This window comes from Photobacterium minamisatsumaniensis, from assembly GCF_050336695.1.
GTDB classification, from domain to species: Bacteria; Pseudomonadota; Gammaproteobacteria; order Enterobacterales; family Vibrionaceae; genus Photobacterium; species Photobacterium minamisatsumaniensis.
Genome location: NZ_JAKJSI010000061.1, coordinates 1 through 18,931, shown reverse-complemented (window position 1 = coordinate 18,931; position 18,931 = coordinate 1). Strand labels below are relative to the sequence as shown.

Sequence of the window (18,931 nt, the reverse complement as noted above, 5' to 3'; positions counted from 1 at the left end):
CAAGGCTGGTTTTTTTATCGTATCAACAATTAAGCAATTGGATGAACGATTTCAAGATCATCTTCCGGTAATTCCTCTGCCGAGAAAATCACTTCACCATCAATCGAATATTCTTCGAGAATTTTTTCTTCATAGTCTTCGTCTACAACACCATCTTCAATGTCCAGGAAGTGGCGAATTGATTTAACCATCAGGCCAGTCTCTTTATCAATCCACTGCTCTAACTTTTCAATTTCAGTCCAAACATCACCGTCAGCATTACCTTCAAGTGTTGAATTGATAGTGAACGAACATGCTTCAACAGACTTACCGTTTACCTTAATAGTATCAAAACCATTGAAAGTCACTTTACGTTCATTTTGGCCGTAGACTAAACGCTCTTCCAGCTCACCGTCAATCAAGAAAGAGAATTCAGATGTATAGTTCGCCGTTGTTGTTTGGCCTTTATCTGAGCCGAACAACCATTGTGGTGCGGCAGGAGAATTGACATCAATATCTTCCTCAACGCTCCCATCAAAATCATTTACATAGTAATCACCAGCGTAAGAAACCGAGGCTGATTGCTCATCAATCACATAATATTCAAAATTCTGCCAAGAACTATTACGGGATTTTGACTGTAGACGCGGCTGAGGCTTACCCTTCATATCTAGTGGGGCTTCAGAGTGGTTAGAAAGATATTCTACCTGAGTAATAAACTTATGTTCTTCGAAGTCAACATCATTAGTAACTTGGGTACGCTCTGTCTGCGGATAGAAGTTAGATTCCTCACTCCATCTTGTCTGCCATGTCGCTTCGTGGTTTCCATCTTGCCAAAGAGTTGGATTAAAACACACTTCAGCTTCACCACCAGTTGGAATATCTAGATCCTTATCATCACTAGAACTTGAAGAGCCGCCACAACCCGCAAGTAATGCTGTCGCCACTGCAGCAGATACAATTGTAAATTTATTCATTATTATTAACTCTTATGCAAATAGAGCCACTTATAATGCTTTTCATATAAGTAATTACAATTAAGCAACCGTTTCATATTGTAAGAATCGAATGTTATATAACCAAAAGTTATAATTTTTTTACTTTTAGCTGACGCCGCTCTGACAAATAACAAAATAATGCTTTAAAAACAAAAGTATAARAACATTGTTAGCGGCAATTTTTTACCACTAATCTGAATTAAATATATAATTGATATTCAAAAAAAACGCATAAAAAAAGCCCACCTTTCGGTGGGCTTTTTCATTAAACGTCTTACGTTACGCGTATTACTTAGAAGTAAGCTTCTCTTTAATACGAGCCGATTTACCTGAACGCTCACGTAGGTAGTACAACTTGGCACGACGTACTGCACCACGACGCTTAACAGTAATGCTGTCAACGATTGGAGAGTGAGTTTGGAACGCACGCTCAACGCCTTCACCGTTCGAGATTTTACGAACAGTGAACGCAGAATGTAGACCACGGTTACGGATTGCGATTACAACGCCTTCGAAAGCCTGTAGACGCTCACGTGCACCTTCTTTTACCTTAACTTGTACAACAACAGTGTCACCTGGTGCGAAAGTTGGTAGGTCTTGTTTTAGTTGCTCGTCTTCGAGCTGCTTAATGATGTTACTCATTGGTAAATACCCTAGAATAAACTGATACTAAATTAATTGATTACTTGCTTTATTTTCGCGAATAAATTCCGCAAGCAAGAATTCCTGATCGTCAGTCAGAGCTAGGTTTTCCAGGAGCTCTGGTCTTCTTAGCCAAGTTCGGCCCAACGATTGTTTTAATCGCCAGCGACTAATGTCCTTGTGGTTGCCAGACAACAAGACCTTAGGGGCTTCTTGTCCGTCCAACACGTCAGGACGCGTATAGTGAGGGCAATCTAACAAGCCATTTGCAAAAGAGTCTTCTTCTGCCGACGCAAAGTCACCCAATACACCCGGAACAAACCGGACGACTGCGTCAACCAACGTCATGGCGGGTAGTTCACCACCCGTCAGCACAAAATCACCGATAGACCACTCTTCGTCTACCTCTTGTTGGATAATGCGCTCATCTACCCCTTCATAGCGCCCACAGATAAGAATTAGATTCTCATTCTGTGCTAGCTCTTCAACACCAGCTTGATCAAGCTTACGGCCTTGAGGCGAAAGATAGATAACTTTAGTCGGACCTTTTACAGACTGTTTGGCAGTGTGAATAGCGTCGCGCAAAGGCTGCACCATCATTAACATACCGGGTCCGCCACCATAAGGTCGATCATCAACCGTACGGTGTTTGTCGTGAGTAAAGTCACGTGGATTCCACGTTTCTACCGACAAAAGGCCTTTTTTAACCGCCTGGCCTGTCACCCCAAAATTGGTAATGGCGTTAAACATGTCAGGAAACAGGCTGATTATGCCTACCTTCATTTTTTCACCTAATTACCGGGGTTAAAATCCAGGATCCCAGTCAACTTCGATCCGCTGAGCAGTGCGATCAATCGACTTGATGACCTGCTCATCGAGGAACGGTACTAAACGTTCCTTCTGCCCAAAAGCGTCTTTCAGGTTAGCTTTTACTACCAGTACATCGTTTGAACCTGTTTCCAGGATATCAGTCACTTTACCTAGGTCGTAACCTTCGGTAGTAACAACTGACATACCAAACAATTCACGCCAGTAGAATTCATCTCCTGACAGTGCTGGTAGTTGCTCAGCCGGGACGTAGACTTCAGCATTGGTGAATACTTGTGCATCCTCACGGATGTCCAAGCCTTCTAGCTTAGCCACTAACCCCTGGCCGTGTCGTTTCCACGACTCAACCTTCAGTTCTTTCAACTCACCCTTAACTTTTACAAACCAAGGCTGGTACGAAAAAATGCTTTCGGCATCTTCGGTGTAAGAAAAAACTTTGAGCCAGCCCTTGATACCGTATGAGGCACCTAGTTTCCCGACAACTATGCGGTCTTGTGTACTCATCGTTTCTCTGCTACCTGTCATACTAATTAAGCCGCTTTAGCCGCGTCTTTGATTAGCTTAGCTGTGCGGTCAGACACAGTTGCGCCAAGACCAACCCAGTGATTAACACGGTCAAGATCTAGACGTAGACGCTCTTCCTGACCCTTAGCTAGCGGGTTGAAGAAGCCAATTTTTTCGATGTTACGACCGTCGCGTGCGCAACGAGAGTCAGCAACAACGATGTGATAGAATGGACGCTTCTTAGCGCCGTGACGTGCCAAACGAATGGTTACCATATCGTCCTCTTTACAGTACGTAAATAAAATCGACCTCGACATAACGACGAGGCCCGTGCCAAATTAAGCTCGGGAATTTTACTCTTTAAACTGACGAATGCAACCGCTTTAGCTACTTTTTCACCAGTTAAAAGAAATTCCAACCGACCAAGCCTTGTTTTACCTAGGGTTATACTGATTATCGACCGAACATACCGCCGCCACCACCAGGCATCATGCCTTTCATGTTGCGCATCATGTTCTTCATGCCGCCTTTCTGCATCTTTTTCATCATCTTCTGCATTTGGGTGAACTGCTTAAGTAAGCGGTTTACGTCTTGTACCTGTGTACCAGAACCCATTGCAATACGCTTTTTACGCGACCCTTTGATGATTTCAGGGCGAGTTCGCTCACCTGGGGTCATGGAGTTAATGATGGCTTCCATCTGGTTGAACATTTTATCATCAACCTGATCTTTCACATTACCCGGTAACTGTGACATGCCAGGTAATTTATCCATCATACCCATCATGCCGCCCATGTTTTTCATTTGCTGTAACTGGCCGAGGAAGTCTTCAAGGTCAAAACCTTTCTTCTCTTTAAACTTCTTGGCTAATTGCTCAGCTTTATCTTTGTCGACATTACGCTCTAGATCTTCGATCAGTGACATTACGTCACCCATACCTAAGATACGAGAAGCAACGCGATCAGGGAAAAACGGTTCAAGTGCATCGGTCTTTTCACCCACACCCAAGAACTTGATTGGCTTCCCTGTAATATGGCGAACAGACAGTGCTGCACCACCACGAGCATCACCGTCGACTTTGGTTAGGATCACACCCGTAAGTGGCAGCGCCTCGTCGAAGGCTTTTGCTGTATTAGCCGCATCTTGACCGGTCATGGCATCAACCACGAACAGCGTCTCTACTGGGTTAATGGCCTGATGAACATCTTTGATTTCATCCATCATCTCGCCATCGACATGCAGGCGACCTGCAGTATCGACAATCAGCACATCGTAAAACTTAAGCTTACTGTGCGCGAGTGCGGCATTAACAATGTCAATTGGCTTCTGATCGGCCGTTGACGGGAAGAAATCGATACCAATATCTTCAGCCAATGTTTCTAGCTGTTTGATCGCAGCCGGGCGGTATACATCGGCAGAAACAACCAGTACTTTTTTCTTCTGGCGCTCTTTAAGAAGTTTACCCAGTTTACCAACACTGGTTGTTTTACCTGCACCCTGAAGACCTGCCATCAAGATAACCGCTGGCGGTTGGCTTGCGAGGTTCAAATCTTCATTCGAGTCGCCCATCAAACTTTCAAGCTCTGCCTGAACAATCTTGATGAACTCTTGGCCTGGTGTCAGGCTTTTCGATACTTCAGTACCGACCGCGCGCTCTTTTACACGCTTAACAAAATCACGGACAACAGGAAGCGCAACATCAGCTTCGAGTAACGCCATACGTACTTCACGTAACGTATCTTTAATGTTGTCATCAGTCAGTCGACCTCGGCCGCTGACAGTCTTAAGCGTTCGCGATAAACGCTCCGTTAAATTTTCGAACATGTGCTACTCGCTCGTTACGCAACTAAATCTGTAAGATCTGGCTAGTATAACGCAATCTGTGCCCTGCTTTCATGCCTTCACGCCACTTTCACTGTGACAAAGGTAAACAAATCGCTCGTGCTAACCGATTCATATTGGCTTTGCCGTAGCAGACAGCCTGCTAGCAGGGTATAATTGCGAACTCCTACCATCTTAAATAGTTAAGTTTACTATGGATATGTTAATTGCCTTATTGGCTGCTTGCCTATACTTTCTAGCTCTAGGGCTTGTTGTTCCTGGATTGACCAATAGCAATGGCATCAAAACCAAGCCAGTCTTTTTCCTGGCGCTAGCGGCTATTGCCTTGCATACCCTACTGCTTAAAGATTTGATTCTCGGTGGTTCAGGGCAAAACCTCAGTATGCTGAACGTCGCTTCGCTGATCAGCTTATTAATAGCAATAATCACCTCTGGCGCCATGCTTCGTATGCGAGTGTGGTTTTTATTGCCTATCGTCTATAGTTTTGCCGCGATTAATTTATCAGCCGCAACCTTGCTCCCAAGTGCTTTTATTACCCATTTAGAAACCCACCCTCAGGTACTGCTACACATATCTTTAGCGTTATTTTCTTACTCTACCTTGATGATTGCCACATTGTACGCCATTCAATTGGCTTGGCTCGATCACAAGTTAAAGAATAAGAAGAGCTTAATGATCAACCCGAACATACCTCCATTAATGATGGTTGAACGTCAGCTTTTCAAGATCATTCTGGTCGGAAATGGTTTATTGACTGTGACACTGCTCACTGGCTTCATCTTTATCCAAGATATGTTTGCGCAAGGTAAGCTGCATAAAGCCATCCTATCCCTGCTTGCTTGGGGAGTTTACAGTGTATTACTGTGGGGACACTACCAGCAGGGCTGGCGTGGGCGTCGGGTTGTATGGTTTAGTATGATAGGTGCTTTTTTACTGACACTGGCCTATTTCGGCAGCCGCTTCGTTAAAGAAATTATCATTGGCGCATAATTTAGACGCTCCATTTATTGACACCCCGTTGCTCTAGGTACAAAGTACTTGTAACAGAAACGTTAAGGACATCGCTTTTTGGACGACATATCTACGAGCATTTTATTTTCTCTTCTGATATTACTTCTCGTCATTTCCGGATACTTCTCTGGTTCTGAAACTGGCATGATGGCACTCAATCGCTATAAATTGAGGCATCTCGCCAACCAAGGTCACCGTGGCGCTAAACGGGTTGAGAAGCTGCTGTCTCGGCCAGATCGCTTGATCGGCTTGATCTTGATCGGAAATAACTTAGTCAATATCCTCGCTTCCGCTATCGCTACCATTATAGGCATGCGCCTATATGGTGATATGGGTGTCGCAATCGCAACAGGGGCACTCACCTTGGTCGTATTGGTTTTTGCCGAAGTTACGCCCAAAACCCTTGCCGCGCTTTACCCTGAGCGGGTGTCTTATGCCAGCAGTATTGTTCTGCGTATATTGATGAAAGTACTCTACCCGTTGGTGTGGGTTATCAATGGCATCACTAATGGTTTTTTACGTTTGCTTGGCCTAAAAGTCAGCAACATGAATGATGCCAAGTTGAGTTCAGATGAACTACGCACCGTGGTAAACGAAGCGGGAGGGCTAATTCCACGTCGGCACCAAGACATGCTGCTGTCGATTTTGGATTTAGAAAATGTCACGGTTGAGGATCTCATGGTACCTCGCAGTGAAATTGCCGCGATTAATATTAACGATGATTGGAAATCCATCGTTCGACAGCTGAGCCACTCTGCTCACGGCCGAATTGTATTGTATCGTGACAGCATTGATGAAGTGGTTGGCATGCTCCGCGTTCGTGAAGCCTACCGCTTGATGATGGATAAGAACGATTTCAGTAAAAAGAACCTGCTGCGAGCTGCTGATGAAGTCTACTTCATTCCGGAAGGCACGCCATTGAATATCCAGCTGCTCAAATTCCAACGTAATAAAGAACGCATTGGCTTAATTGTTGATGAATATGGTGATATTCAAGGGTTAATCACTCTTGAAGATATTCTTGAAGAAATTGTTGGTGAATTCACCACTTCGATTAGTCCCACATTGGCTGAAGAAATCACACCACTGCCAGATGGTAGTTTGGTGATTGAAGGCAGTGCGAATATTCGTGATTTGAACAAAAGCCTAAACTGGGTGCTACCGACGGATGGGCCTCGTACGCTTAATGGATTGATCCTAGAGCATCTGGAAGATATTCCTGATAGTCAGATCAGCATTGAACTCTCCGGCTACCACATGGAAATCATTGAAGTGTCTGAGAATATGATTAAGCAGGTAAAGGTTTTACCAAACCAGTTGCAAGAAACAGGTTAACGCTAATCATATCTATAAGATAAGTGCTATAAAAAAGCCGACATTATTAATGTCGGCTTTCTTTTTCGCTGCATTTAGCAACAAAAGGTAACACGATTACTTTACCTTTAGATCTTGTAACATCGCATCTGGCAATGCTAACTCATCATTCTTGTTCACGTTAATACCATGATCAAGGATATTCCGTGCAATCGCTTGTGCCTCTTCTAAAGAGTGCATGCTAAAAGTACCGCACTGGTACTCGTTCAATTCTGGGATTTTATCTTGTGACTCAACCTTCAGCACATCTTCCATTGCAGCCGTCCAGCTTTCGGCGACCAGCTGCTCACTTGGTGTACCAATCAAGCTCATGTAGAAACCAGTGCGACACCCCATTGGTGAGATATCGATAATTTCAACGCTATCGGAATTAAGGTGATTACGCATAAAGCCTGCGTAAAGGTGTTCAAGGGTATGAATACCGCGCTCGCTAAGGATCTCAGCATTTGGGCGACAAAAGCGCAAATCAAAAACAGTGATCGTATCACCCTTTGGGGTTTGCATGGTTTTCGCGACGCGTACCGCAGGGGCATGCATGCGAGTGTGGTCTACGGTAAAACTATCTAATAATGGCATTACTTCCTAGCTCCTTTGCCTGAGACTCCCAGACGAAACCTAATCGCTTCGTTAGAGAATTTATTCACTGTTTACGAAAACCGGTTACCTTCTTGCCAACCAATACATGAACATGAAGGTTAAAATGGCCACCAGCTGCGGTTATCTTCTAGCTCTTTACGGCACTGACTTAGTTGCCAGCCATAGTCCTTAGCCTGCTGTTCAACCCGTCGGGATACTTTTATCAGGTTCGGCTTAGCGTTATAGCTGCCACGCTTGTAGCCGCCCCGACCTTCATGGTAAGCCAAGTACTGATTATAGCTATCCCATTTCGAGATCCCCAACTGACGCTGGGTTTCATGGGTATACCAACCCACAAACATTAGGGCATCACCAAAATTGGTTCGAGAGCCGCCATTACGCGTTGCTTTTTGGTAATCACTCCATGCAGGATCTTGTGCTTGTGCGTACCCGTACGCACTACTCATGCGCCCCCATGGAATAAAGCCAAGGACGTACTTCTTAGGGGGACGAGCATCATGACGAAAGCTACTTTCTTGTTTGATAAACGCCATGGCAACTTGAATAGGTGTGCCCCACTCTTCCTGCATATCTAACGCGGATTCATACCATTTGGGATATTCACGGAAGATATCGCACACGTTGGATTGGTTTTTAGGCGGCGGTGAAGCACAACCAACAAGAAGTAAGGCAGAGAGAAAAATCAAAACAAGGCGGAAATATTGCGGCTTCTTGAAAACTACCATGGAACCTTATGCTATCCCTACGGTCAAATAGGTGACTGACTGATACTTTCAGTCGTCATCCCTGCGAAATTAAATGTATTGTCGGGCAGCTAGTACGCTGCCCTTTTTTTATATTTGATCTACCGAGTTATCTATTTTAAGTCGGCAAAATAGTCATCAAGAAACACATCAAATGATTGGCTATCAGCCAGCTCAATTTGTTGCTGCTTCTCAACCGAGGCTTCAGCCTCTTCTTCCATCATCTGCTGATTATAAAACTGGTAATCACGCGCATTAAGCTCGTTACTGTGAGCCTGAGCCAATGATAAACCCACACCACCAATGCCATCATGTGCTTTAATTTGCTCAAGTAATTGCGCAGACAACGTGAGAGATGGGTCTTCAACCCAAGCTTGCAAACGTTCAAGTGTTTGCTGGTACTCTGTATTACCCGCAGCAATGTCCATCGCCTCTGCAACTTGTGCCAACTCAGCAAAGACACGCGTACCCCATTGTTTAACGGTTAAACGTTCACCATTGCAGCCAATTTTCAGCTCTAACTCAGGATTACGTCCATCGATAACAACACGGTTCCAGTTATCTCTCCAACACTCAAGCTCGGCATCATCCATCATATCCGACGGTGACAGCACGGCCCAAGTTAGGAATAAATCAAGAAAACGGACCTGATCAGCCGTAATACCAACAGGGCTAAACGGATTCACATCCAATGAGCGAACTTCAATGTACTCAACCCCAGCTCGAGAAAGGGCTTCTGATGGTTTCTCACCATTATTCGCCACGCGTTTAGGGCGAATAGGAGCATAAAGTTCATTCTCAATTTGTAAAACGTTGGCATTCAATTGGCGGTATTCACCATCAACTTTCACGCCGATTTTAGCAAACTCCGTTGATGGTGTACGAATCGCACTTTTCAACCCATCGAGATATTGATCCAAGCTATTGAAGCCAATTTTTAACGAACTTTGCTCATTATTGGTATAACCCAAATCACTCAATCGCAATGCCGTGGCATTGGGTAAGTAATAGGTACCAGCACCAACCTTCTCAAAGTTCATCGACGATGAGCTTTTATTCAGGAACGATCCACACAGTGCTGGTGATGCCCCAAACAAATAAGGGATCAACCAACCAAAACGGTAATAGTTACGGATCAGGCCAAAATAGGCATCAGAGATTGAGTTTTGACGAGCTTCAGTTTCTTGCTCACCAAATAGCTGCTCCCAAAATGCCTCAGGAAATGAAAAGTTAAAATGCACCCCAGAAATGATCTGCATAACACTGCCGTAACGGTGTTTCAAACCTTCACGGTATAACGTTTTCATTTTACCGGAATTAGACTCACCGTATTGCGCTAGGTGGATATCATTTTGATTACCCACAAAACAAGGCATCGACATCGGCCACAGGTTTTCCTGTCCTAAAGTCGAGTAAGTAAATTGATGGATATCTCCAAGTTGGCCCAATAAATGGTCAACATTTTGAGACACAGGGGTAATGAACTCTAGCAATGACTCAGCAAAGTCAGTTGTCACCCATTTATTGGTAAGCGCAGAGCCTAAATCAGCAGGATGAGATTTAGCAGACAACCCTCCCTGCGGGGTAATTCGCAGTGCTTCACGCTCAAGGCCACGGCCAATCTGGGTAAGTGCGTCAGAATTCGCAGCGACTTGCTGCAACCTTTGTGAAAAGTCCATTACGATAATTCTCAATCATTAACAACTAAGTGAGGTAGAGTAATCATTATTTTTAACGATTACCACGATTATTATATCGAAACACTTTTACGATATAGAAACAATCAAACTACTGTTTAATCCAAGTAAATAAAAGCCGACAGCACTGGCTGTCGGCATTATTGATGGTTATTTACATTTGCGGTTCAAGCAACTTAACGGGCTGCCCTAATGTCTTTAATTGTGGTTCAAGCGTCTTGGCATCACCCACAACTATGATTTGATAATCATTTGGGTTAAACCATTTTGCCGCTAATGCATTAATACGCTCTTTACTGATAGAGGCTACCATTTCATTACGCGTATCAATGAAGTTGACAGGTAACGAATAAGTGAGGATTTGCCCAAGCAACTGAGCCTTTTTACTTGGCGTTTCATAATTCAACGCATCTTTCTGGCCAACGGCCAAACGCATAAACGCCAACTCTTCATCACTCACCCCTTGGCTAGACATTTTCTCTAACTCAGCAAGAAACTCTTGGACTGAGGCCAATGTCGCATCGGCACGAACCTGAGCGTAATACACCGATAAGCCAACCTCTTTACCACCGCTTTGATAACCGCCGGCACCATAGGTGTAGCCTTTATCTTCTCGTAGGTTGAGATTAATACGGCTATTAAAGTTACCCGCCAAATTAAAGTTTGCTAGCTGCGTTTCGAATAACTCGCCTGTTGCATCATAAGGTAGGCCTTGTCGCGCTAGACGAACCACGGTTTGAGGTGCACCTGGTTTATCTACCAACCATACAGTTTGCCCGTCCAATGATGGTAATTCCGGCGTTATGTATGTCGGTTTTGGCATCCCTTCCCAATTAGCAAGAAAGCTTAGGTTCGATTTCAACTCTGCAGCTGTAATATCACCAACAACCACAATATCGGCACCGTTCGGTGTGTAGTAACGTTGGTAGAACGCTTTCACATCAGCAAGCGTGATCGCTTCAATCGAGGCTTTTGTTCCTTCAGGAGGTAAACTGAAGTTTGTCCCTCCAAATAAGACTTCGCGTGTTGCTTGCCCTGCCAGCCATGCTGGACGCTGATGTTCATACACGATGCCTTCTAAGGCTTGCTGCTTAACGCGATCAAAATCAGCCTGAGCAAAAGCCGGAGATAATAATCGCTCTTCCAAAATAGTGAGCGTTTCTTGCAAGTTTTTCTCAAGCGTAGTTACCGACACCACAGTACTATATAAACCCGCACTGAAATTGACTGTACTGCCTAGCATATCTAAGCGCGAAGACAATTCTTCCACCGTCGATTTTTGTGTTGCTTCAGCCATCATGCTGGCGGTTAACTTGGCCAGACCCGTTTTATTTTCTGGCTCGAAGCGGCGCCCTGCAGGTAATACCATTTGTAATTCAACGGTAGGGGTTTCTTGGTATTCAGTACCAAGCACTTTAATACCGTTGGCTAACTCAAACTCATACAATTCCGGGATAACCGCTTCAACAGGAGATGAAGGTTGCGGCATTACGGAACGATCAAAGTCATCTTTTGTTACGCGCATCTGCTTATTCAAATCCGCTTCAGTCACTTTGGTAAATTCAGGAATGATACGTGGTGCGGGTGTAAAGTTTGGCTTAGCCGCTTCGATCTCCGTTTTACCTTTCGGAACAACGCTTAGTGTGACGCTTGGGTTACCATTAAGGTAATCCATATACACTTGCTCCATACTTGCCGTCGTCACCGTCCGGAGGTTACTCAATTCAGTACGTAGGTAGCTTGGATCATTAAAGAATGTCTCATAGGCTGCTAACTGCGAGACTTTTCCACTCACACTCTGCAAACCAAAGATAGCGTTCGCTTCAACCATTCCCTTTAATTCATTAAGCTCGTTTGTATTCACGCCACGCTGTTCAAGTCCATCCATGATATCGGTAACTTGTTTGCGCAGTGTTTTTAAATTGCCTTCATCACCGCTCTGACCAATCGCATAAACATACATAGTACAGGCTAACTCGGCACAATCATGGAATGCACCAGCATCAACAACATCACCGGTTTTTACCAAGTTCTGATACATCAGACTATTTTTTCCGCCACCAATGACTCGCGCGAGCATATCAAGCGACGCTTCATCTTCAGCTCCGTTATACGATGTAGGCCATGCCATTAACAGCATTGGTTGTTGAATTTTATCTTCTAGTGTTAAGTACAGATCCTGCTCTAAAGTGACAGGCATCTTTGCAGGCTTTTCAACCTCAGGGCCTCGTGGAATCGAACCGTAGTACTTATTGACCCACTCCAGTGTTTGTTCAACATCAAGATCACCACCAATGGTTAATGTGGCGTTGTTTGGGCCATACCAACGAAGGAAAAAAGCTTTAAGATCATTAACATCTACTCGATCAAGATCTTCTATGTAGCCGATAGTTTGCCAAGAATATGGGTGTGTACGTGGATATAACGCTTCACCCATACGCTCATACACTAATCCGTAAGGACGGTTTTCATAACGCTGGGCACGTTCATTTTTCACCGTTGAGCGCTGGATCTCAAACTTTCGCTGAGAAACAGCTTCGAGCAAAAAGCCCATCCGATCCGCTTCTAACCACAAGATTTTTTCCAATTGGTTCGCAGGGACCGTTTGAAAATAATTGGTACGATCACGGTTCGTGGTTCCGTTTAGCGTACCGCCCGCTTCAGTGATCAAGCGAAAATGCTCCTGATCACCAACATTCTCAGAGCCCTGAAACATCATATGTTCAAAGAAGTGGGCAAAACCTGATTTCCCAAGTTCTTCACGGGCAGATCCGACATGGTAGGTCATATCAACATGCACTAATGGATCGGAGTTATCCTCATGCAAGACTACGGTTAAGCCATTTGATAAAGTATATTTTGAGTATGGAATAACAGGTGTTGTTGATGACTGGTCGGCCGTCACCTGTTCAACAAATGCTACCCCTTCAGGTAATTCGGGCTGGTTGCCCTGCTGTTTCTGAAATTGGCTACAACCAGCCAGAGAAATCAACGTAATCCCCAGAATCCACTTTTGCACTAAAAGCCTTCCTTATAATAAACCTTGAACGATCATCGCAAGTACGATGTAACGAACAGCCTTGCCTATCATGATAATGAAAAAGCTCAGCCAATGTCGCATTCGTAACCAGCCCGCCGCAAGACAGAGAGGGTCACCAATCACAGGTAACCAACTAAACAGCAACGACCAATAACCGTATTTTTTTAGCCATTGTAATGCTTTATGACCATGTTTTTCGTTAGAAGTTTTATCAGGGAGCAGTCTTCCTAACCAATAGTTAGTCATACCTCCCAAGGTGTTACCTATTGTTGCAACAGCAACTACCAGCCAAATCGCATTATCACCCAGTTTGATCGTGGCAATTAAGTTCGCTTCTGATCCGCCAGGCAATAACGTCGCACTTAAAAAACCTGTCGTAAAAAGTACCCATAAGGCTGACTCGCCATTAAATAACTCTAGCATTGAAATAACTTATTCTTGATTGTCTTGTTACTTATTGAAATTTAAGACGGTAAAAGTATTCACCGCCGAGATGTATTATGAGCGATCCATTGTCAAAATCAGTTTCCCTCGCGTGTGGCCTGATTCGATCTGTTGATGTGCCTTTGCTCCATCAGAAAGGGGGAACTCACCAGCAACATGTACATTCAAACTGCCAGCCTCGATCATTGCCATCATTGCTTTGTTCTGTTCAACAGAAGGGCTAACGAGCATACCTTCCGCTTGTAAACCTTGTAAGCTTGCTTGCTCAATAACCGCCTCTGCAGTAATGGTTGGAATGGTCACTACCTTGCCTCCCGCTTTAACACATGACAAAGCGGCGATGCCGACATCCCCTCCCATAAGGTCTACAAGGCAATCCACACTGTCCAACTGTTCAGCCAATGGGGCTTTATAGTAATCAAGCGCTTCAGCACCTAAAGCTGTCACAAAAGGGATATTGGCTGGCGAGCAACTGGCAATAACTTGTGCGCCTTGTGCAACAGCAAGTTGAATCGCGAGATGGCCGACACCGCCAGCTCCCGCTAAAATCAGTACTCGCTTATTGGCTTTAACACCAACCTTCTCTAATGCCTGCCACGCCGTCTGTCCAGCCAGTGGTAAAGCGGCCGCTTGGCTGAGCGCGATAGATGGCGCAACCTTGGTTAATGAAGCAGCCTCAGCAACAACATACTCACTATAGCCACCACCACCTAATGGAAAGCCAATGAAGCCTGATACCCTATCGCCCGCTTGCCAGCACTCCGCACCTTCGCCACAAGCAAGCACTTCGCCAGCAATGTCGTAGCCCGGAACCCATGGCAAATTGTCTTTATTTTGCTGGGCTGCCCAACCTAAGCCTGCCCGTGTTTTGGCATCAATAGGATTGATGCCCGCGTAGCTGACCTTCACTAGGACCTGTCCATTTTCTGGTCTAGGCAAAGCTCTTTCTTGTAACGCTAATACTAACGGTGCCCCAAACTCTGTAATCGCAAGTTGCTGATAATTCATTATCTCTATCCTTTTAAAACGACAGCGCTGCAAGCTCTTTTAGCCTTGTACAATAACGTATTTACGGCAAAAAAAAACGGGTAGCACACTGGCTACCCGTTTCAAATTGTTTCAAAGGGCTAACGGCACCTTTCTGGTATTAGCCGCCAACGAGGGCAAGTAAGATACCAGCCGCAACAGCGGAACCAAGCACACCTGCCACATTCGGTCCCATAGCATGCATTAGCAAAAAGTTCTGCGGGTTAGCTTCAAGGCCAACCTTATTCACAACTCTTGCTGCCATCGGTACTGCAGATACACCAGCAGCCCCAATTAATGGATTAATGTCTTCTTTACTAAAGCGATTGAGTAATTTCGCCATCAAGACACCGCCGCCAGTTCCGACACTAAATGCGACCGCACCTAGCACAAGAATGCCGAGAGTCTCAAAGCGTAAGAACTGCTCGGCCGCCAATTTAGAGCCAACGCCGAGACCAAGCATGATCGTGACAATATTTATCAATTCGTTCTGAACGGTATTTGATAAACGGTCAACCACACCGGATTCACGCATTAAGTTACCGAGACAGAACATACCGACGAGTGGCGTTGCTGATGGCAGGAACAAAATTGTCATGAACAAGACAGCCAGCGGAAATAATATCTTTTCCGCTTTGCTTACATGGCGAAGCTGCTGCATTTTAATGGTGCGTTCTTCTGGAGTCGTTAATGCCTTCATAATCGGCGGTTGAATGATTGGTACCAACGCCATATAGCTGTAGGCTGCAACCGCAATTGCCCCTAACAGATCAGGCGATAACCGACTCGCAAGGAAAATCGCGGTTGGGCCATCAGCACCACCGATGATCGCTATCGATGACGCATCAGCAAGGGTGAACTCCATCCCAGGGATCACATTCAACAAAATGGCGCCGAACAGCGTGAAGAAAATCCCAAACTGCGCGGCAGCACCTAATAGCAATGTTTTCGGGTTCGCGATAAGCGCACCAAAATCCGTCATTGCCCCTACACCCATAAAGATCAACAGTGGAAATACCCCTGTTTCAATCCCAATATAATAGATGTAATAAAGCAACCCACCAGGATCAGTAAAGCCAGCATTGGGAATGTTCGCTAAAATGGCACCGAAGCCCATTGGAAGGAGCAATAAAGGCTCAAAACCTTTACGGATAGCTAAGAACAGCAACCCAGCACCAACCAACATCATAACAATTTGGCCAAACTCGAAGTTGGCTATCCCAGTTTCATTCCAGAGTTTTAATAAACCTTCCATGGTAACCTCTTACGCCAAGCTCAGGATCGGAGATCCTACGGAAACAGAGTCACCTTCCTTCACATGAAGATCCTGAACGGTACCACTACGAGCAGCACGTATTTCCGTTTCCATCTTCATTGCTTCAAGCACAACTAATACGTCACCTTCCGAGACTTGGTTACCTGGCTGAACATTGATTTTAAAGATATTCCCAGCCAACGGTGCAGGGACCGATTCAGCCTCCGAAGCTGGAGCAGCTACGGGGACTGCTGCAGGGGCAACCGATGACACTTCACCAGCAGGACCAACTTCGACATTATAAACTTGGCCATTCACGTTAACGCTGTACGCCTCAATCGCCGTCGGAACCGATGCAGGTTGCACAGAGGCCGCAGGGGCAGCAACTTCCGGTTCTGCACTTGGTACAGGCTCAAAAGCATCAGGGTTATTTCGGTTTTTAAGGAAATTGAGACCAACTTGAGGAAATAAAGCATAAGTTAATACATCATCGACAACCGCGTCGGCAAGCTGGATATTATCCGTTTTCGCCTTTTCTGATAAGTCGTCCGTTAACGTATCAAGCTCAGACACTAATAGATCAGCAGGTCGACACACCACAGGCTCACCGCCGTCAAGCACTCGAGCTTGCAGTTCAGCATTCACTGGCGCTGGCGCTGCGCCGTACTCACCTTTCAGTACACCAGCCGTTTCTTTTGAAATGCTTTTATAACGTTCGCCAGTCAATACATTCAATACCGCTTGAGTACCCACAATTTGCGATGTTGGGGTGACTAACGGAATAAAACCTAAATCTTCACGTACACGTGGGATCTCTTCCAACACTTCATCAAAGCGATCAGAGGCACCTTGCTCTTTAAGTTGGCTTTCCATATTCGTCAACATGCCACCAGGCACTTGAGCGAGTAAAATACGCGCATCAACGCCCTTCAAGCTCCCTTCAAATTTGGCATACTTTTTACGTACATCGCGGAAGTAGCTTGCTATTGGCGCCATCTGCTGAAGATCGAGTTTAGTATCACGCTCGGTACCTTCTAGCATTGCAATAACGGTTTCCGTTGGGGTATGGCCGTAAGTTTGGCTCATGGATGACACAGAGGTATCTAGGATATCGAGGCCTGCTTCAACGGCTTTCACCGCTGTCGCTGTTGATAGGCCAGTAGTCGCGTGGCAATGAAGCGCTAATGGTACATCACAAGAAGCTTTGATGCGCTTCACCAGCTCTTCAGCTTCATAAGGCTTGAGTAAACCAGACATATCTTTGATACAAATCGAATGGCAACCCAAGTCTTCTAGGCGCTTAGCAAGATCGGTCCAAGTGTCTAGGTTATGGACGGGGCTCGTTGTGTAAGAAATTGTGCCTTGGGCATGAGCACCAACATCAATCGCTGATTTCACCGCCTTTTCAAAGTTACGTACATCATTCATGGCATCAAAGATACGGAAAACATCCATACCATTGGCATGTGCTCGCTCAACAAACTTTTCAACCACATCATCAGCATAATGACGGTAGCCCAGTAAATTTTGCCCTCGTAGCAACATTTGCATTGGGGTTTTAGGCATCGCTTGCTTCAAAGCTCTTAGGCGTTCCCAAGGGTCTTCACCAAGATAACGAATACAAGAGTCGAAGGTAGCGCCGCCCCATGTTTCCAAAGACCAGTAGCCGATGTTATCGAGCTGTTCAGCAATTGGCAGCATATCTTCGATACGCATACGGGTAGCAAATAAAGACTGATGGGCGTCACGTAACACTACATCGGTGATCGCTAAAGACTTGGACATGCTCACAAACTCCTTGTAAAAAATTCGTCCTAAAAATCACAATATAAATACCTGTCAGAGGTTTAAAATGCTCTGAGCAAAACATCTGGTTTATGCGTTTTGCTTTCGGTACTGGTGAACGGCTGCAGAAATTGCAGCAACCACCTCTGGCTGTACACCATTGCGATTAACAACAGCTGGCGATGGCTTATTCACCGCGGCTGGAATGTCATCCTGTGAGGCAAACTTTGCCAACAGCTTAACTAAAAAGATCAGAGTGCTTAGAAACACGAACACCACAACCATGCCTGTTGCCATGATTGTTGCAGCTTCTGTTAGCAACGCTCCTAAATCTGCCATAATGCTTCCTTTCATTCATTTTGTGACTGGCGCGTTAAGAAATATCACGACAAGCAAAAATATGTCAAATTGATTAACATGTCACACTTATTTTTCGGTAATTTGAATATTTTTTATCAATCTCGATTAAATTTTATTATTTAGCGCGACAATTTAACACAAGTTATTGAAAGATAACCAGTGAATGATTGTGAAACATTAAGCGGCATTCACCCATTCCTATACCTATCAGCGATGAAAACCCACCAGATGTTACACTTACGTAAACGTAAGGTTGATGAGAGAAAAAACATATTTCCCTGCAAAAATAATCATATATCAGCAAGTTAGTCGTAGGCTGATTGCCCAATCAAATTTAACGGATAAAGATATAATTATTTATTCTAAATCAGTTCATTTTAGGGAGCACATCAAAAAAATCGAAATCGACTGATCGTACTTGGTGGGTTACAAAGAAAAAGCGGAAATAAGAAAAGTCTGACAGTGATAGGCATGAAAGCTGGACGCTTTATGCTGTCTTACAGGCATAAAAAAGCCCAGCCAAAGCTGAGCTTTAAATAATGGTGCGCGTGGGAGGATTCGAACCTCCGACCGCCTGGTTCGTAGCCAGGTACTCTATCCAGCTGAGCTACACGCGCACTAAATCGGTGTTACACAACAATAGCTATTACTATCAYTGCTTATCAATAATGGTGCGCGTGGGAGGATTCGAACCTCCGACCGCCTGGTTCGTAGCCAGGTACTCTATCCAGCTGAGCTACACGCGCACTAAATCGGTGTTACACAACAATAGCTATTACTATCACTGCTTATCAATAATGGATGG

General features: G+C 44.9%; 17 protein-coding genes and 2 tRNA genes. 2 read left to right on the top strand and 17 right to left on the bottom strand.

Annotated features, from left to right (window positions below; translation table 11 throughout):
• Positions 1 to 29: 29 nt before the first annotated feature.
• From L4D78_RS25895 to ffh, 6 genes are all read right to left on the bottom strand, one after another.
• Positions 30 to 956, bottom strand: coding sequence for a hypothetical protein (locus tag L4D78_RS25895; RefSeq protein WP_428469600.1), 927 nt, complete (start codon positions 954 to 956; stop codon positions 30 to 32).
• Positions 957 to 1,265: 309 nt separating this feature from the next.
• Complete coding sequence (rplS, locus tag L4D78_RS25890) at positions 1,266 to 1,619, bottom strand: 50S ribosomal protein L19 (RefSeq protein ID WP_428469599.1); 354 nt, start codon at positions 1,617 to 1,619, stop codon at positions 1,266 to 1,268.
• A 27-nt stretch (positions 1,620 to 1,646) separates the two neighbouring features.
• Entirely contained in the window at positions 1,647 to 2,402 is a 756-nt protein-coding gene (gene trmD, locus L4D78_RS25885; RefSeq protein WP_428469598.1) for a tRNA (guanosine(37)-N1)-methyltransferase TrmD, read from the bottom strand.
• Positions 2,403 to 2,423: 21 nt separating this feature from the next.
• On the bottom strand, positions 2,424 to 2,978 hold the full coding sequence (rimM, locus tag L4D78_RS25880; RefSeq protein ID WP_428460083.1) for a ribosome maturation factor RimM: 555 nt from the start codon (positions 2,976 to 2,978) through the stop codon (positions 2,424 to 2,426).
• Positions 2,978 to 3,226: a 30S ribosomal protein S16 gene (gene rpsP / locus L4D78_RS25875; protein WP_428469597.1), complete on the bottom strand. Its 249-nt coding sequence runs from the start codon at positions 3,224 to 3,226 to the stop codon at positions 2,978 to 2,980. Before rpsP ends, rimM begins: the two co-directional genes overlap by 1 nt.
• A 178-nt stretch (positions 3,227 to 3,404) precedes the next feature.
• The gene (gene ffh, locus L4D78_RS25870; protein ID WP_428460066.1) at positions 3,405 to 4,775 is read right to left on the bottom strand and encodes a signal recognition particle protein; all 1,371 of its coding nucleotides are present in this window, start codon (positions 4,773 to 4,775) and stop codon (positions 3,405 to 3,407) included.
• A gap of 211 nt (positions 4,776 to 4,986) precedes the next feature.
• Here ffh and L4D78_RS25865 point away from each other — a divergent pair, with 211 nt between their 5' ends.
• Positions 4,987 to 5,784 carry a cytochrome C assembly family protein gene (locus L4D78_RS25865; RefSeq protein ID WP_428469596.1) on the top strand — a complete coding sequence of 266 codons (798 nt, stop codon included), beginning with the start codon at positions 4,987 to 4,989 and terminating at the stop codon, positions 5,782 to 5,784.
• Between the two features lie 78 nt (positions 5,785 to 5,862).
• A complete protein-coding gene (locus L4D78_RS25860; protein WP_428469595.1) occupies positions 5,863 to 7,140 on the top strand; it encodes an HlyC/CorC family transporter in 1,278 nt (425 codons plus the stop codon).
• 96 nt (positions 7,141 to 7,236) lie between these two features.
• Here L4D78_RS25860 and luxS read toward each other — a convergent pair whose 3' ends face one another.
• The 11 genes from luxS to L4D78_RS25805 all read right to left on the bottom strand — a co-directional run bounded on the left by luxS (position 7,237) and on the right by L4D78_RS25805 (position 18,872).
• Complete coding sequence (gene luxS, locus L4D78_RS25855; protein WP_428469594.1) at positions 7,237 to 7,755, bottom strand: S-ribosylhomocysteine lyase; 519 nt, start codon at positions 7,753 to 7,755, stop codon at positions 7,237 to 7,239.
• 119 nt (positions 7,756 to 7,874) lie between these two features.
• The gene (locus tag L4D78_RS25850; RefSeq protein ID WP_428469593.1) at positions 7,875 to 8,501 is read right to left on the bottom strand and encodes a transglycosylase SLT domain-containing protein; all 627 of its coding nucleotides are present in this window, start codon (positions 8,499 to 8,501) and stop codon (positions 7,875 to 7,877) included.
• A 131-nt stretch (positions 8,502 to 8,632) separates the two neighbouring features.
• Positions 8,633 to 10,198, bottom strand: coding sequence for a glutamate--cysteine ligase (gene gshA, locus L4D78_RS25845; protein ID WP_428469592.1), 1,566 nt, complete (start codon positions 10,196 to 10,198; stop codon positions 8,633 to 8,635).
• Positions 10,199 to 10,370: 172 nt separating this feature from the next.
• The gene (locus tag L4D78_RS25840; RefSeq protein ID WP_428469591.1) at positions 10,371 to 13,235 is read right to left on the bottom strand and encodes a M16 family metallopeptidase; all 2,865 of its coding nucleotides are present in this window, start codon (positions 13,233 to 13,235) and stop codon (positions 10,371 to 10,373) included.
• A 12-nt stretch (positions 13,236 to 13,247) separates the two neighbouring features.
• The gene (locus tag L4D78_RS25835; RefSeq protein ID WP_428469590.1) at positions 13,248 to 13,679 is read right to left on the bottom strand and encodes a YqaA family protein; all 432 of its coding nucleotides are present in this window, start codon (positions 13,677 to 13,679) and stop codon (positions 13,248 to 13,250) included.
• A 75-nt stretch (positions 13,680 to 13,754) separates the two neighbouring features.
• Positions 13,755 to 14,708: an NADP-dependent oxidoreductase gene (locus tag L4D78_RS25830; protein WP_428469589.1), complete on the bottom strand. Its 954-nt coding sequence runs from the start codon at positions 14,706 to 14,708 to the stop codon at positions 13,755 to 13,757.
• 139 nt (positions 14,709 to 14,847) lie between these two features.
• On the bottom strand, positions 14,848 to 15,981 hold the full coding sequence (locus L4D78_RS25825; RefSeq protein ID WP_428469588.1) for a sodium ion-translocating decarboxylase subunit beta: 1,134 nt from the start codon (positions 15,979 to 15,981) through the stop codon (positions 14,848 to 14,850).
• A gap of 9 nt (positions 15,982 to 15,990) precedes the next feature.
• On the bottom strand, positions 15,991 to 17,766 hold the full coding sequence (gene oadA / locus L4D78_RS25820) for a sodium-extruding oxaloacetate decarboxylase subunit alpha (protein WP_428469587.1): 1,776 nt from the start codon (positions 17,764 to 17,766) through the stop codon (positions 15,991 to 15,993).
• Between the two features lie 90 nt (positions 17,767 to 17,856).
• Positions 17,857 to 18,105: an oxaloacetate decarboxylase subunit gamma gene (locus L4D78_RS25815; RefSeq protein WP_428469586.1), complete on the bottom strand. Its 249-nt coding sequence runs from the start codon at positions 18,103 to 18,105 to the stop codon at positions 17,857 to 17,859.
• A gap of 561 nt (positions 18,106 to 18,666) precedes the next feature.
• Positions 18,667 to 18,743: transfer RNA gene (locus L4D78_RS25810), tRNA-Arg, on the bottom strand.
• Between the two features lie 52 nt (positions 18,744 to 18,795).
• Positions 18,796 to 18,872, bottom strand: a tRNA-Arg gene (locus L4D78_RS25805).
• Between the last annotated feature and the right edge of the window lie 59 nt (positions 18,873 to 18,931).